This is a genomic window from Haladaptatus litoreus (assembly GCF_900156425.1).
GTDB classification, from domain to species: Archaea; Halobacteriota; Halobacteria; order Halobacteriales; family Haladaptataceae; genus Haladaptatus; species Haladaptatus litoreus.
This window is the reverse complement of the sequence record NZ_FTNO01000001.1, coordinates 1,508,740-1,524,308: the sequence shown is the minus strand read 5'-3', so window position 1 is coordinate 1,524,308 and position 15,569 is coordinate 1,508,740. Positions and strand designations below refer to the sequence as shown.

The window sequence follows — 15,569 nt, the reverse complement described above, 5'->3', positions numbered from 1 at the left end:
GGAGTCGTGATTTGTAACTTTCAACTCTTCACAAAATTCCACCCGTCGAAAGACGGTGGTAATGCATGTCGTAAAGTCTCCTCAAACTGACCGTCGAACTTCGTGTCACAACGCTCAATAGCGTTGAGACTGTCGCCTGTGTCTAGCAACAGCACTCGCGAATCAACACGAATATCCCAAAAGCCAAATCCACACGTTTCTATGAAATATCATGTCCGATTGCTCTCGTGAAAAAATTGCCGCGCCACCGATAACGGTAAAAACGGAGGGTGAGTAGCGTCACTGATGACCGAACAGGACCCACCGCCGTCCCTTGATGGCGAGGGGAGCGTGCGAGTCGTCGGGACTGCCCACGTCTCTGCGAAAAGCGTCGAACGAGTCGAAGAGGCCGTCGAAGAGGAACAACCGGACACGGTCGCCGTCGAACTCGATGAAGGGCGCTACCGACAGATGCAGGGCGAGATGGCCGACGACTTAGACCCGTCCGATTTGCTCCACGGCAACACAGTCTTTCAGTTTCTCGCGTATTGGATGCTCTCGTATGTGCAGGCCCGAATGGGCGAAGAGTTCGACATTCAACCCGGCGCGGATATGAAAGCCGCCATCGAGGTGGCCGAACGAACCGGGAGCGATGTCGCGCTGGTAGACCGCGACATTCAGATGACCATCCAGCGATTCTGGGCGCGGATGACCTTCCGCGAAAAGATGCGGATGGTCGGCAGTCTCGCCCTCGGTGTCACCGACCCGATTACCCTCGGAATGGTCGGCGGAGCGATGGCCGGCGTCTTCTTCGCCATGATTTTCGGCCTGTTTGTCGCCCCGATTCTCGGCCTCGGTGAGGCGCTGACGCTCGGCGCGGGAGCGGGCGTGTTCCAACTCGTCGGTTCCCTCGCAAGTGGCACGGTCGCGGGACTCGTCCTCGGTTCCCTCGTCCTCTCGTTCGGACTGACGAGACGGTACGAAATCGCCCTCGGCGGCGGACTCCTATTCGGGATTATCGGCGGAATTGCGCTCGGAACGGGACTCATCTCGGCGAGCGCGGTTCCCGTCCTCAACGTGGGAATCCTCGAAACCATCGGTTCGGTTTCGATTCGCCTGTTCTCGTCCCTCGTCGTCGGCGTCGGAGCAGGACTCGTCCTCGGACTCGCAGGCGGTGTCGTCGTCGGTAGCGGTACGGTCGCGGAAGACGAGTTGGACGAGGAGTTCGACATCGAAGACCTCACCGACGGCGACGTAGTGACCGCGATGATGGAAGAGTTCCGGCGCTTTTCGCCCGGCGGGGCGGAAGCCCTTATCGACGAACGTGACGCCTTCATCGCGCACCGACTCGTCGCGCTCCGGGAAGCGGGCCATCGCGTCGTCGCCGTCGTCGGCGCGGGCCACCAAGCCGGAATCGAGGGCTATCTTCGGAATCCGAGTAGCCTGCCGCCGATGGAGTCGCTGGTCGGAACCGAATCCGGAAGTCGATTTTCCTTCTTCAAACTGTTCGGCTACCTCGTCACCGTCGTCTTCCTCGCCTTCTTCATTCTGCTGGCGATGGCGGGTGTTCGAAACGAGTTCCTCATCAAGGTGTTCGCCGCGTGGTTCCTGTTCAACGGGATCTTCTCGTTCTCGCTAGCGAAACTCGCGGGCGCTCACTGGGTGAGCGCCCTCGTCGGCGGGGCAATCGCGTGGCTGACGAGCATCAATCCGCTTCTCGCCCCGGGGTGGTTCGCGGGCTACATGGAACTCAAATACACCACGGTAAACGTTGCGGACATCGCCACACTGAACGAAATCATGAGCGACGAGGAAAGCCCGCTCGCGGACATCATGTCCCGAATGCTCGACGTGCCCCTGTTCCGGCTTATCGCCGTCGTCGCCATGACGAATATCGGGAGCATGATTGCGACATTCCTCTTCCCGTTCGTCGTCCTCCCGATTCTCGGGCCCGAAATCGGCGGCGTGGAAGAAATCACCCGACTCATGGTGCAGGGCGCACAAAATAGCGCGGACATCATCTGGGAGACACTAACATGAACGTTCGATTCAGCACGCACGAAATTCGTGACCTGCTCATCGCGTGGGTCGCACTTGGTATCGCATTTACCCTGTTTCTCCAGCCGGGGCTGGTGCAATCGTTGTTGCAACCTGGTGGCGGCGCTTCGCCCGGAACGTTCGTCAGGGCGCTCGGTATCTCGCTTCTCACGGCGGGCGTCGGCTTCCTCCTGCACGAACTCGCACACAAGGTGGTGGCGATTCGGTTCGGCCAAGTTGCGGAGTTCCGCGCCGATTACGGCATGCTGTTTCTCGCCATCGCCAGCGCACTCGCCGGGTTCCTGTTCGCCGCGCCTGGTGCGGTGTACCACCGCGGGATGGCGACGGAACGGGAGAACGGACTCATCGCGCTGGCTGGCCCGGTGACGAACGTCGTGCTCGGTGCCGTGTTCTTCCCGATTTACTTTTTCACGCAGGACAGTAGCACGTTCATCGCCCTCGTTGGCCACCTCGGCGTGCAGATCAACTTCCTGCTCGCGGGATTCAACATGCTTCCGTGGGGGCCGCTCGACGGGAAGAAGGTCCAGAGTTGGAGTACAATCGTCTTCGTCGGGACGTTCGTTCCGTTTGCCGTTCTCGCAGTGTTCGCGCTGTTCGGCATGGGATTCCCGCGGTTCTGACTTTTCGCGGAGTGCGATTTTAGAACGGCAAACCTTTACTCACCCAGTGCGCGGATTCGACCATGAGCGAGGAGGCGGAACGCGATGAGGAGAAACACGAGGAGGAAGGGGAACTGACCTACGCGGATGCAGGCGTGGATATCGACGCCAGCGAAGCGGCGACGGCGGCCCTCGTCGGCGCAGTCTCGGACATCGACAACACGACCGACTACGCGGGCTTGCTCGACATCGGCGACCAGTATCTCGCGCTGGCGACCGACGGCGTCGGGACGAAACTACTCGTCGCGGAAGCGCTGGGCGACTACTCGACCGTCGGCATCGACTGCATCGCCATGAACGCGAACGACCTCGTGGCGAGCGGCGTCGAACCTGTCGCCTTCGTGGATTATTTGGCGGTAGACGAACCGAGCGAGGAGTTCTCGAAACAAGTCGGCGAAGGACTTTCCGCAGGAGCAAACGAAGCGAACATGGCCCTCGTCGGGGGGGAAACCGCGGTCATGCCCGACGTGATTTCGGGACTCGACCTCGCGGGTGCCTGCGCCGGACTCGCGCCGAAAGATGCCATCTTCCCCGGGGAGGCGGAAGTCGGCGACGTGCTAGTCGGCTTCGAATCCAGCGGCGTCCACTCCAACGGTCTGACGCTGGCCCGAAAAGCCGCCACGAAAAACTACGACTACACGGACGACTTCCCGTTCGGCGAGGGCACCGTCGGCGAACGACTCCTCGAACCGACCCGCCTCTACACCTATCTCCTTCCCGAACTCCGCGCGCGCGACGTTCACGCCGCCGCACACGTTACCGGCGGCGGGTGGACGAACCTCCTTCGAATGGGCGAACATCGCTACGAAATCACCGACCCCTTCCCGGCACAGCCCGTTTTCGAGTTCGTCCAATCGGAGGGCAACGTCTCGGACGAGGAGATGCACCGAACCTTCAACATGGGAACCGGATTCGTCGTCGCCCTGCCAGAGACCGATGCAGAATCGTTGGCCGAGGAAACCGACGGGAAAATCATCGGGACGGTTTCGCGGGGCGAAACCGTCGAAATCCGCGAGCTGAGTCTGGAATAGCTGGTGCCGGTTTTTCATCAACTTTGATGAGGTCGAACGATTTCGACTCCGTCGGAGCCTAAATCGTTGTACAAGTTTTATTATCGTTTTGAATCTACAATAACGTTATATTATTCCAACTTGTTTCGTCTTACATGGCCCTCCAAGAAGTGCATATTTCGAGAGGTCGGTGTCCGAAGGCGGACGGGACGGGGAAAAACCACACGCTCCGGACTGGTTCGGCGGTGCGAGTCGAAGGGGAGGAGGCACAGCAGATAATCTGGGCGAAATGCGAGTGCGGGTGGTGTGATATTCGCCGCGTGCAGTCGGAGTCAATCGAATATATGAACGACTGAGCCGCAGAAGTCTTATTCCGAGTGACACGACATTCGAGAATATGACTAACAGGACTCGTCGCTCGGTTCTCGCAGTGATTAGCGCTGTCGTTTCGACTGCCGGGTGTAGGTGACCTCGGTGGAAGGACGACTACTACACCACCTCTGACTGACCCGACCCAAACCGCAACCACCACCGAAACGACGAACAACAGCCAGCGACTCGGACACGACTGAATCACAGTCACGGGGTTTCGTTTCGATTAGTACGAACGAATGCTATGGCGACGTGGAACTCATTATCTCTGACGGGGGTTCCATCGACGCCCGCTACGCCATCTGTTAAATTCGAAACTCACGCCGATACTCCGACCGAACCGTTTCGAGCATCGAGAGTTCGACGAACAGGACGGTCAAACTGGCCAACGCGTAGAGAGCAGGAATCACCACGGCCAGCGGAATCAGCAGACTCGAACCGACCGCCGCAATCGTGCGCGGGACGCTGATGGTGCCGTGGTCACGGTATCGGTAGGCGTTGTGCCCGCAGAGATAGAGCGTTCCGCCGCCACAGAGCGCGACAGCGGGGATGAGCCGAAGCGGGTCGTTCACGTGCGCGAGCGTCTGTTCGATGCCGAGCGCGATGAAAACGATGCCGCCAATCATCAACAGGTGGATGTAGCTGTACGAATCCCGCGCCAACACCGCGCGCTCGTGGCCGTGCGTCGAGGCGAGTCGCCGTTCGGCGGCGAGCGTAATGTAGTCGAAATACAGCCACCACAACGTTGCGATGAGGACGAATCCCGAAAAGACGGCGAGGACGCCGTTCGCGTCGAGAGTGAGATTGGTCGCGCCGACGCCAATCGCGACGATTGACTCCCCCAATGCGATGATGATGATGAGTCGGTGGCGCTCCACGAAGTGGCTGGCTCGGACGTAAAACCCCTCGACGCCGCGGAAGCGCGCGATGCCGTAATCCACGCCAATTGCGAGAACCCACAGAACGCTTTCCAGTGGATTTCCAACGAATCCAGCCAGAACGAGAAGCAAAGGCGCACCCAAAAATCCGGGTGCAAGCCGAAGCACTGCGTCTCGCGTTTCCGGTGGCGTGATAAGACCGTACAGCACGACGTGAAGCGCGCGAACGACGAAGTAGGCGACACCGAACAGCACCGCGTCCTCGCTGAACGCACGAGGTATCGACAGCGCGACGACGAGCATAGTTCCCATCGCCAACAAGATTATCAGTCGCGCCGGAAGGACTTCTTCGGCGGGAATGGCGTTCGTCAACCACGAGTAGCCGACCCACGCCCACCAGACGACAGCAAGGAGCAACACGCCGCGAACCACGCCACCCCACGTCAGATTCCGAACCAGAAAGCCGGTAATCTGGGTCAGCGCGAAGACGAACACGAGGTCGAAAAACAGCTCTAACGGCGTGACGCTTCCTTCCTGTTCGTTGCGGTCTATCGTCTCGTCCGACGGAGATGCAGTATCGGGCGTGCTCATTGGGACGAGTCACCGGCCAAAAGCCGGTGACGCTCAGACACTGACTAGCGAGGCAAGAGCATCAATTGACGTGTCTCCGACTGCCGAGAGTTGTGATAACCGACCGCTTTTCCAGTCTTTCGAACACAGCATAAAAACCAAAACGAAACGAGCGAAACCGACGGCCGCAACCGCAACACCCCGAGCGAAACTGGTCGTCCGGGAGACGGCAGTCTCCTAGACGAGTTTCAGTGCCCGACTTACGACAGTCGTGCCGTGATATCTGCTTCGGTGACGATGCCGACGGTTTCGCCCTCCTGAGTCACCATCACGGCTTTGTAGTGGTCGAGCAGGTTGCTTAGTTCGTTCAAGGTCGCGGATTTCGAGACGGTCGGGAAACTTTCGCTCATGAAGTCGCGAACGTCTTCGTCGCGGGCCTCCTCGTCCACGTGAACGAGGTCGCTTTCGCTGATAGAGCCGACCGGCACGCCGTCTTTGATGACCGCGAGTTGGGAGTAGCCTGCCTCCTGCATCTTCTTCACCGCCGCGCTGACCGGGTCGGTCGGCGCAACGTGAACCACGTCTTCGTGCATCAGGTCGCCCGCCCGGACGATGTCGCCCTCGGACTCCTCCAGCGCGTTGACGATTCGTCGGAGCGTCGAGAGTCGAGGGTCAACGTCGCCGCCTTCGATTCGCGCGATGAGCGGCTGTGAGACGCCCGCTCGGTTCGCCAACTCGCTTTGAGTCAAGCCGAGGTCGGTTCTGCGTTCCCGGAGGTCTTGGGGTGTCGGGAGTTCCATACGCGGAATTACTACCGGTTATGCGATAAATCGTTCGACTATTCGGCGGCACCGAAGTCGATGTCGTCTTCGTCCTCGAACTCGATGGTTTCGACCACCGAAAGCGGGACGTCGCGGAGCGCGCCACCGATTTCGCTTTTGGCGATTCGCTGGGCGTGTTCCTCGCTGTCGGCGTTGAACACTTTCATTTCGAGGACGAGGCCGACGAGCGCGGTGTGGGCCGCGATGAACGCCGAGTCGAACGGTTCGCCGCAGGCCGGACATCCCGTCGCGCCGACTTCGACTTCGACGTAGTCCATGTTCTTCTGGTTCAGTCGTTTTCCGGCCTCGCTGACCGCAACGCCGATTGCGTCGTCGATATCGCCGACGTCGCGTACCAACCATGCCGCTTCCATCGCAACGAGATAATTGCTCATACGTCACCCGAGACGCCGGAGGGTTTCGTGTCTTTTGGTTTCCCGGCCGAAATCGGCGTCACTGCTGGTTTTCGAAGTTACAGATTTTTCGTCATCTCGACACAGGCGAGTTCGACGCCACCCGTCGTCTCGTGAGAGAGCGTTTCGACCCGCTCGTATCCGGCCTGTTCGTAGAAAGGAACAGCGTTCAGCGAAGCGCGGAGCGAGAGCGAGTCGATGGTTTTCGCCGCCGCCTTCGATTCGAGATGGGAGAGCAGTGCAGAGCCGACCCCATCCCGGGCGAAGTCGGGATGAACGTACACGGCATCGACGACCGCGTTTCCGTAGTCGAGACGGCCAAATCCCGCGATTTGGCCGTTTACCTCCGCGACGACGATGTGCTCGAACTCGTTCCGCACCGATTCGCGATACGGCGCGCTCCCGAGTGGTTTCGTCGCCCACGCTTCGACCTGTTCGTCACGATAACGTTCGGGACCGAACGCTCGAATCGAGGCAACGTGAAGGTCGAGAATCGCTTTCGCGTCAGCTTCGGTGGCAGGACGAATTGACGCCATAGCAACAGAAACGGCGGCGATAACCGTAACCCCATCGGGGAATCAGTTGGCGGTCAATGCGTTTGTGGCGGGTGGCCACCAGTTTACGACCGACGGCCCGCGGGCCGTCGGTCGCCAGTCGATTCGACTATCGGTCGATTCAGCTACGTCGCATTCGATTATGCGACGATGGAGTACGTGAACAGAAACCCGAAATACAGCAATACGAGTACTGCGAGCACCTTGAGACGGAACAGTCGCATCTCTTCGGTTTCTTCCTCGTAGGCCTCGTGGAAGGCACTCACTTCGTCGTCGTCCAGTTCGTCGCCGTGTTCCAGTCCGCGGTGGAGGACGAGGTACTCCTCGTGGCTGAACGGTTGGCCACAGTACGAACACTCGGGGGGCGATTCACCGGGTGGGACGGAGGTTTGCGTCGTCATTGCTGTGATATCATTCAGTTGCGAGGCTATTCCCGTGTTGTTTCTACGATCGTCTTCCGATAATAGCTTTTGAAATCGGGCGGCAGGCGCACGAGCGTCGAAATTCGAAACCGAACCGTGCGGGGAGTTAGTGGTTCGGCTGTTCGGCGGGCGCTTCCATTCCCGACAGTTTCAGGATGAGGATATTTCGGGTGTCGTCTTTGCCGTCGACGATGCCTTTCACGACGAGTTTCGAGAGGGGCGTCGGCCCGACCGTCACTTCGTCGCCCTCGTGGAAATCACGAACCGACCCGCGGAGGTGAATCTCGGCGCGACAGAGTTCAGGGTGGTGAACGCTGTTCAAGTCGATTTCTTCGACGTTACCCTCTTCGACTACTTCGCCGTTCTGCCGGAGCGGCACCTCGGCGGCGCTGTCCAACTGCTGGATGTCGAGCGCTTCGAAGGCGGTTGCCGTCGGTTTGTAGCCGCCTTTCGGGCCGGGGACACCTTCGACAAGCTGGAGGGCTTTGAGGCTCTGCATCTGATTTCGAATCGTACCAGGGTTGCGGTCTACTTCTTCGGCGATGTCCTCGCCTTTGACCGCATCTTCGGCTTCTCTGTGGAGGTTTACGAGTGCCGTCAGTATCGTCTCCTGACTCGGCGTCAACTCTATACTCGACATTAGATGAACCTTGGTAATAGATTTCCTTAAACCCGACGAATATGCTGGGAGAATCGTGGTACACGGTACCTCTGTCTGGACAGTTGTAAACGCACCGTCTGTCGAACGAAATGGCGGGTTTTGAAACCCCCTCGAAACGTCGTCTCATCTATGACGAAACCCGTCCAGATTATCGGCGCACCTGTGGACTACGGCGCGAACCGGCGTGGCGTGGACATGGGTCCATCCGCGATTCGCTACGCCGGACTCGCAGACCAACTCGCAGGCGCTGACGTGACCGCCATCGATTCCGGCGACCTCGCCGTTCCGCGCGCGGAAGAGCGCGACCCAGAAACCGAAGAACCGGCGGAGGGCAAAGCGAAATTCCTCCGCGAAACCGCCGACGTATGTACTCGCCTCGCGGACGAAGTCGCGGGTGCAATCGACGACGATTCGTTCCCGCTCGTCCTCGGCGGCGACCACTCTATCGCCATGGGTTCCCTCCGCGGGTCGGCCCGCGACGCCGAAATCGGTGCTATCTGGTTCGACGCCCACAGCGACTTCAACACGCCGAAAACCTCTCCGAGCGGAAACGTTCACGGAATGCCGCTCGCTGGCGCACTCGGTGTCGAGGATTTCGCCGACACCGAATGGGCCAATGCACCCGGCCTCTCCGAAGAGAACGTGGTCCTCGTCGGCCTCCGAAGCGTCGATGAGAGCGAAACCGAGGCAATCCGCGACAGCGACGTGACGACCTACACGATGTCCGACATCGACGAGCACGGTATCACCGACATCGTGGAAGAGGCCCTCGACATTGCCACGGACGGCGTTGACGGCATCCACGTCAGTTTCGATTTGGACTGGCTCGACCCCAAAGAGGCACCCGGCGTGGGTACCCCGGTTCGCGGCGGCGCAAGCTATCGTGAAGCCCATTCGGCGCTCGAAATTGTCGCCGAGCGCGATGCAAGCGAGGGCGTCCTGCGCTCGCTCGAACTCGTGGAAGTGAACCCGATTCTCGACGAGCACAACGAAACTGCGGAGTTGGCAACCGAACTCGCGGCGAGTGCGTTAGGGAAACGCATTCTGTAACACGACCTTTTTATTGCGAGATAAAAAGCTCGACCAAAAGCACTTCGTCACCCCCTCATCATGTCGGACGACTCGCGTTGCTCGTCGTCCTCGTTCCACCGGAAGACCGAACGTCTTCCGTGCCTTGCTTCTCTTCGTTCAGCAAGACTTCGAGGGTTCCTCGGCCCGAAAAATCTCCGATTTTTCGGTGAATTGCTGGCCGCTGGCGGTTGTGTAGACTGCTGATTTTGGCGGTCTGTGAATATTCGCGTCGTTCGGCAGTCGTGTAGATTCCATAAAATGACAGCGGAGTCGTCTGCCGAGAATCGGCAGGCGACTCGCGTTCTCGTCCGTACAAATCGCGGTGAGTGTCGTTACTCTTCGCTGACTTCCGGCTCGACTGCTTCGACAGTCTCTTCGTCCGCGTCAACTGTATCGTCGCTTTCGTCCGCACTTTCCGCTTCTGCGGCTTCTTCCTCGGCAACCCGACTCGGAATCACGTCCACGCTCGCCATACGGTCGGTTTCGTCAACGTCCATCACGGTGACGCCCATCGTGTTCCGACCGACTTCTGAGATGTCTTCTACGCGGATGCGCATGATTTGTCCGGCCTCGCTCATCAGGACGAGTTCGTCGTCCTCGGCCACGCTCTTTACGGAGGTTACCGGCCCGTTTCGGTCACCCGTTTTGATGTCGATGAGTCCCTTGCCGTTGCGCGATTGGCGGCGGTACTCGGTGAGCGGCGTTCGTTTGCCGTAGCCTCGACGGGTGACGGTGAGCAAGTCGCGGACTTCGCCGTCCGAAGCGACCATGCCCACGACTTCGTCGTCGCCTTCGAGGTTGATACCGCGAACACCCCGGGTGTTGCGACCCATCGCGCGGGCTTCGGTTTCGTCGAACCGAATTGTCATGCCGTGTTTCGTGCCGACGAGGAGGTCTTTCGTGCCGTTCGTCACCGCTACGTCCACGAGTTCGTCGCCGTCTTCGAGACGGGCAGCGATGATTCCCGTCGAGAGGATGTTCTCGAAGTCGCTCGCGTCGGTGCGCTTGACGTAGCCCTGTCGGGTAATCATGCTCAGACATTCGTCCTCCTCGAACTCGTCGGTGGTGACGACTGCTGTGATGTCTTCGCCCCTGTCCAAGTCGATGAGGTTGACGGCGGATTTGCCCCGCGCCGTGCGCGACATCTCCGGAATTTCGTAGGTTTTCAGGCGGTAGACCTGCCCGTGATTGGTGAAACAGAGCAGATAGTCGTGAGTGTTCGCGCGGAACACCTTCGAAATCCGGTCGCCTTCTTTCACGTCAGCGCCGATGATTCCCTTGCCGCCGCGACCCTGTGCGTCGAAGTTGGCGACGGGCATGCGTTTGACGTAATCCTGTTCCGTGACGACGACGAACACGTCTTCCTCTGCGATGAGGTCTTCGCGGGTGACCTCCGAGGTGTCTTCCACGATTTTCGTGCGCCGGTCGTCGGCGTACTCCTCGCGCATTTCGATCAGTTCCTCTTTGACGACGTCGAGTAGTTCCGACTCGTCACCGAGGATGGTTTCGAGGCGCTCGATTCGTGCCGTAACGCCCTCGTACTCCGACTCGATTTCCTCGGATTCGAGCGAAGTGAGACTACCGAGTTGCATCCGAACGATGTGTTCGGACTGCTTTTCGGAGAAGTCGAACGTTTCTCGAAGTCCTGTCCGTGCGCCGTTCCGGTCGTCGGAATCGCGGATGAGTTCGACCACATCGTCGATGTTTTCGAGCGCGCGCAGACGCCCTTCGAGGATGTGTGCGCGCTCTTCGGCCTCGTCCAGTTCGTACTCGCTGCGACGCCGAACCACGTCCTTGCGGTGGTCTACGTAATGCTGGAGCAGTTCTTTGAGCGTCAGCACCTTCGGCTGGCCATCGACCAACGCGAGCGAGATGATGCTGAACGTGCGTTCGAGGCGGTGGTCGAGCAGTTGATTTTCGACTACTTCTGGAATCGCGTTCTGCTTGAGTTCCACGACGACGCGAATCCCGTCGCGGTCGGATTCGTCGCGTAGGTCGCGGATGCCCTCGATAGTGCCGTCGTTGACGAGATTGGCGATTCGCTCGATGAGTCGCGCCTTGTTCGTCTGGAACGGGAGTTCCGTGATGACGATTCGGTCGTCTTGAACCTCGTATTCGGCCCGCACCCGAAGTCGGCCTCGGCCGGTTTTGTACGCTTGATGGATGTCGTTCCGGCCGACGATGTTCGCGCCGGTCGGGAAGTCGGGGCCTTTGACGTACTCCATCAGGTCTTCGACCGTCGCGTCGGGATTGTCGATGAGTTCGACGGTGGCGTCGATGATCTCGCCGAGGTTGTGCGGCGGGATGTTCGTGGACATCCCGACCGCAATCCCGGACGACCCGTTGACGAGCAGGTTCGGAATCGCCGAAGGCAGCACTTCCGGTTCCTGCAAGCGGTCGTCGTAGTTGGATTTGAACTCGACCGTGTCCATCTCGATGTCGTCCAACAGTTCCTCGGCGATGGAGGCCATTCGCGCCTCCGTATATCGCATCGCGGCCGGTGGGTCGCCGTCTACGCTCCCGAAGTTCCCCTGCCCATCGATGAGCGGGTTGCGCATCGAGAACTCCTGTGCCATGCGGGCGAGGGCGTCGTAGATGGACTGGTCGCCGTGCGGGTGGAAGTCGCCCATCGTATCCCCGACGATGTTCGAGGATTTGCGGTGGCCCGAACCGCTCGTTACACCGGAACGGTGCATCGCGTAGAGGATGCGGCGATGGACGGGTTTCAGACCGTCACGCACGTCCGGGAGGGCGCGACCCGCGATGACCGACATCGCGTAGTCGATGTAGCTCTGTTCCATCTCGTCCTCGACGCGGACGGTCTGGACGCGCTCTGCAACGTCGTCAGGTACGTCAGGTATGTCCGAACTCATATGTCAACCCACTCCGCCTCGTTGGCGTGGTCTTGGATGAACTGTTTTCGCGGCCCGACGGCGTCTCCCATCAGCACCGAGAACATCTTGTCCGCGGCGGCGGCGTCTTCGATGGTAATCCGTTTTAGGATGCGGTTTTCGGGGTTCATCGTCGTCTCCCACAACTGCTCGGGATTCATCTCGCCGAGGCCCTTGAATCGCTGAACCTGCGAGGGATTGCCGTCGCATTTTTCCTGCACGATTCGGTCGCGCTCTTCCTCGGTCATCGCGTCGTAGGTTTCGCCGCGATAACGAACGCGGTAAAGCGGTGGTTGGGCGGCGTAGACGTAGCCCGCTTCCAACAGCGGTCGCATATACCGGTAGAGGAGGGTGAGGTACAGTGTCCGGATGTGCGCGCCGTCCACGTCAGCGTCAGTCATGATGATGATTTTGTGGTAGCGCGTCTCCTCGATGTCGAACTCCTCACCGACGCCGGAACCGATCGCCGTGATGAAATCCCGAATCTTCTCGTTTTCGAGCACCCGGTCGAGACGGTGCTTCTCCACGTTCAGCACCTTGCCGAACAGCGGAAGGATGGCTTGGAACTTGCGGTCGCGGGCCTGTTTGGCTGACCCACCTGCGGAGTCACCTTCCACGATGAACAACTCGGATTTCGTGGGGTCGCGCGACTGACAGTCCGCGAGTTTGCCGGGGAGCGCGCTCGATTCGAGCGCGCTCTTCCGGCGCGTGAGTTCTTCGGCCTTCTTCGCGGCTTTTCGGGCTTTCGCGGCCTCGACGGCCTTCCGGATGATTGCCTGTGCTGTGTCCGGGTGTTCCTCGAAGTACACCGACAGTCCTTCGTGAACCGTGCTTTCCACGATTCCGCGGACTTCGCTGTTTCCGAGTTTCGTCTTCGTCTGCCCCTCGAACTGCGGGTCTGGGTGTTTGACGGAGATAACTGCCGTCAACCCTTCGCGAATGTCCTCGCCGCGAAGGTTCTCGTCGATGTCGGAGAGCAGGTCGTTCCCGTTGGCATAATCGTTGACCACTCGCGTGAGGGCGGTTTTGAACCCGGTCAGGTGCGACCCACCTTCGCGGGTGTTGATGTTGTTGGCGAAGGCGTGAATCGACCCTTGGAGTTCGTCCGTGGCCTGCATCGCCACCTCGACCTGAATGTTGTCGGTCTCGTCCTCGAAGTAGATGACTTCGTTGTGAAGCGACGTTTTCGTCTCGTTCAGATACTCCACAAACTCGCGGATGCCGCCGTCGTAGTGGAACGTGTCGCCTTTTTCCTCGTCGCGTTCGTCGCCGAGATTGATTTCGACGCCGGAGTTGAGGAAGGCGAGTTCTCGAAGGCGGTTTTCGAGCGTCGAGTATTTGAAATCGGTCGTCTCGAAAATGTCCTCGTCGGGCCAGAACCGGATTTCGGTGCCCGTCTCTTCGTCGTCTCCGAGGTCGCGGAGACGTTCCATCTCGCCGTCGGGTTCGCCGCGTTCGAACTCCTGTTGCCAGACGCCGCCGTCACGTTTTACTTCGACTTCGAGTCTCCCCGAGAGGGCGTTCACCACGGAGATACCGACGCCGTGGAGGCCGCCCGACACCTGGTAGGATTTGTTGTCGAACTTCCCGCCAGCGTGGAGGACGGTCAGGATAACTTCGAGGGCGGGCATGTCGTACTCCTCGTGGTGGTCGACCGGAATCCCGCGTCCGTCGTCCGCGATGCTGACGGAGTTATCCTCGTGAATCGTCACGTCGATGGTGTCACAGTACCCGGCCAACGCCTCGTCAATCGAGTTGTCTACCACTTCGAAGACGAGGTGGTGTAACCCGCGAGTGTCGGTAGAACCGATATACATCGCCGGGCGTTTTCGAACGGCCTGAAGCCCTTCGAGAACCTGAATCTGCCCGGCACTATACTCATTTCCGTCGCTCATAAATTCTGATTTATCGTAGACGCCCCCCACTGATAAAGGTCACGCACGCGCGCGTGTGAGCGACTAAATATAAAGCGCCGCTAAGCGGTGCGAAGCGATTGACGAACGTAACCGACTACGTTTCACTGCACTCGAACGGAAACCGAACGGTATTGCCACGTCCCGTTTCGGAGCCAGTGTTTCTGTCTGTTGTTTGCGATGCTCGCCGGTAATCTACTGCCGACGATAGACACCCACTTCGGAAATCAGTACGACTCTACTTACATATCAACGACGTCCATCTCGTTCTGAGATTCTTCAGATACTGTAATTACGACGGTATCGGCTAATATCGACGAGTAGCGCCGTGCTTGTTTCCGTCTAAATTATATCTGGCCAACCCTTATCCATTGACATATGATTCCGAACACTGATTCCATAGCGGTGGCACTTCCGATGGCACTCGACCCAGCAGTGGAGCAAACACTGTCCGACCCACTACTATCGGCCTCGTTGTGGACGATGATTGCCGTCATGGGGTTCTCGCTCCTCTTGTTCGTGTACATGGGTCGGAACGTTACGGACAACCGAGTGAAACTCATCTTCGTGGCAACTATCGGCATTCCGGCGGTCTCGATTGCGAGTTACCTCGGCCTCGTTTCGGGGTTGACAGTCGGCGTCGTGGATATTCCGGGACGAGGCGAAAGCGTGACACTGTGGGGCCGGTACCTCACGTGGACGTTTTCCACGCCACTCATCCTGTTAGCGCTGGGACTCCTCGCGGGAACTAATCGAGCAAAACTGTTCACAGTTGTCGTTTTCGACGTGGCGATGTGTCTCACCGGCCTTGCGGCGGCGTTGACGACTCGTGCGATTTGGCTCCGTTGGACGTGGTTCCTGTTGAGTTCGGCGTTCTTCGCCATCGTCCTCTACATCCTCCTCGTCGAGTGGCCACGCGACGTTGCCAATAAGAGTCCAGACGTTCAAAACCTGTTCAATCGTCTCAAATATCTCACTGTCGTCCTCTGGATAGGATACCCCATCGTCTGGGCGATTGGAACCGAGGGAATTGCGCTCCTCGGAACCGGCGTTTCGGGGCTTGCACTCACTTCGTGGGGCTACAGTCTCCTCGACATCGGCGCGAAATTCGTGTTCGCGTTTCTGCTCCTCCGATTCCTCGCTGACGAACCCGCGGGCGTTACTGAAACCGCTGAAAGAGAACCGAGTGTCGCTCCCGGAGACGATTAAAGGGACGATACCTCGTTCCTGTCGCTCTCAAACGACCACTTTCACTTTCACCGAGCCATCGGGGCAGTTTTAACGTTCCCGCCGATAA

The 15,569-nt window shown here is 59.2% G+C and carries 15 protein-coding genes; 6 read left to right on the top strand and 9 right to left on the bottom strand.

The window, feature by feature from the left end; all coding sequences use genetic code 11:
* The first annotated feature begins 285 nt into the window (after positions 1–285).
* From BW974_RS08025 to BW974_RS08010, 4 genes are all read left to right on the top strand, one after another.
* A complete protein-coding gene (locus BW974_RS08025; protein WP_076429565.1) occupies positions 286–2,019 on the top strand; it encodes a TraB/GumN family protein in 1,734 nt (577 codons plus the stop codon).
* Complete coding sequence (locus BW974_RS08020; RefSeq protein ID WP_076429563.1) at positions 2,016–2,657, top strand: zinc metalloprotease; 642 nt, start codon at positions 2,016–2,018, stop codon at positions 2,655–2,657. The genes BW974_RS08025 and BW974_RS08020 overlap by 4 nt, the downstream gene beginning before the upstream one ends.
* Before the next feature lie 62 nt (positions 2,658–2,719).
* Positions 2,720–3,727, top strand: coding sequence for a phosphoribosylformylglycinamidine cyclo-ligase (purM, locus tag BW974_RS08015; protein WP_076429562.1), 1,008 nt, complete (start codon positions 2,720–2,722; stop codon positions 3,725–3,727).
* A gap of 134 nt (positions 3,728–3,861) precedes the next feature.
* Entirely contained in the window at positions 3,862–4,062 is a 201-nt protein-coding gene (locus BW974_RS08010; protein ID WP_076429560.1) for a hypothetical protein, read from the top strand.
* A 321-nt stretch (positions 4,063–4,383) separates the two neighbouring features.
* Here the strand turns inward: BW974_RS08010 and BW974_RS08005 are convergent, their stop codons facing one another.
* The 6 genes from BW974_RS08005 to BW974_RS07980 form a co-directional block, all read right to left on the bottom strand.
* Positions 4,384–5,547, bottom strand: a complete 1,164-nt coding sequence (locus BW974_RS08005) for a low temperature requirement protein A (RefSeq protein ID WP_076429558.1) — start codon at positions 5,545–5,547, stop codon at positions 4,384–4,386.
* 239 nt (positions 5,548–5,786) lie between these two features.
* Positions 5,787–6,326 carry a CBS domain-containing protein gene (locus tag BW974_RS08000; protein WP_076429556.1) on the bottom strand — a complete coding sequence of 180 codons (540 nt, stop codon included), beginning with the start codon at positions 6,324–6,326 and terminating at the stop codon, positions 5,787–5,789.
* Positions 6,327–6,364: 38 nt separating this feature from the next.
* The gene (locus tag BW974_RS07995; protein WP_049970350.1) at positions 6,365–6,742 is read right to left on the bottom strand and encodes a DUF555 domain-containing protein; all 378 of its coding nucleotides are present in this window, start codon (positions 6,740–6,742) and stop codon (positions 6,365–6,367) included.
* Positions 6,743–6,819: 77 nt separating this feature from the next.
* Positions 6,820–7,296 (bottom strand): GNAT family N-acetyltransferase, encoded by a 477-nt coding sequence (locus BW974_RS07990; RefSeq protein WP_076429554.1) that lies wholly within the window; start codon positions 7,294–7,296, stop codon positions 6,820–6,822.
* A 158-nt stretch (positions 7,297–7,454) separates the two neighbouring features.
* On the bottom strand, positions 7,455–7,715 hold the full coding sequence (locus BW974_RS07985; RefSeq protein ID WP_076429552.1) for a DNA-binding protein: 261 nt from the start codon (positions 7,713–7,715) through the stop codon (positions 7,455–7,457).
* A gap of 127 nt (positions 7,716–7,842) precedes the next feature.
* Entirely contained in the window at positions 7,843–8,376 is a 534-nt protein-coding gene (locus BW974_RS07980; RefSeq protein WP_076429550.1) for an Rrf2 family transcriptional regulator, read from the bottom strand.
* 150 nt (positions 8,377–8,526) lie between these two features.
* Between BW974_RS07980 and rocF the strand changes: the two genes are divergently transcribed.
* Complete coding sequence (gene rocF, locus BW974_RS07975; protein ID WP_076429548.1) at positions 8,527–9,447, top strand: arginase; 921 nt, start codon at positions 8,527–8,529, stop codon at positions 9,445–9,447.
* A 58-nt stretch (positions 9,448–9,505) separates the two neighbouring features.
* Here the strand turns inward: rocF and BW974_RS25500 are convergent, their stop codons facing one another.
* From BW974_RS25500 to gyrB, 3 genes are read right to left on the bottom strand one after another with little or no spacing between them, the layout of a single operon-like run.
* On the bottom strand, positions 9,506–9,784 hold the full coding sequence (locus tag BW974_RS25500) for a hypothetical protein (protein ID WP_076429546.1): 279 nt from the start codon (positions 9,782–9,784) through the stop codon (positions 9,506–9,508).
* 16 nt (positions 9,785–9,800) lie between these two features.
* The gene (gene gyrA / locus BW974_RS07965) at positions 9,801–12,341 is read right to left on the bottom strand and encodes a DNA gyrase subunit A (RefSeq protein WP_076429544.1); all 2,541 of its coding nucleotides are present in this window, start codon (positions 12,339–12,341) and stop codon (positions 9,801–9,803) included.
* Entirely contained in the window at positions 12,338–14,254 is a 1,917-nt protein-coding gene (gyrB, locus tag BW974_RS07960; protein WP_076429542.1) for a DNA topoisomerase (ATP-hydrolyzing) subunit B, read from the bottom strand. Before gyrB ends, gyrA begins: the two co-directional genes overlap by 4 nt.
* A 435-nt stretch (positions 14,255–14,689) precedes the next feature.
* On the opposite strand from gyrB, the gene BW974_RS07955 reads away from it, so the two are divergent.
* Positions 14,690–15,481 (top strand): bacteriorhodopsin, encoded by a 792-nt coding sequence (locus BW974_RS07955; protein ID WP_076430303.1) that lies wholly within the window; start codon positions 14,690–14,692, stop codon positions 15,479–15,481.
* The last annotated feature ends 88 nt before the right edge of the window (positions 15,482–15,569 follow it).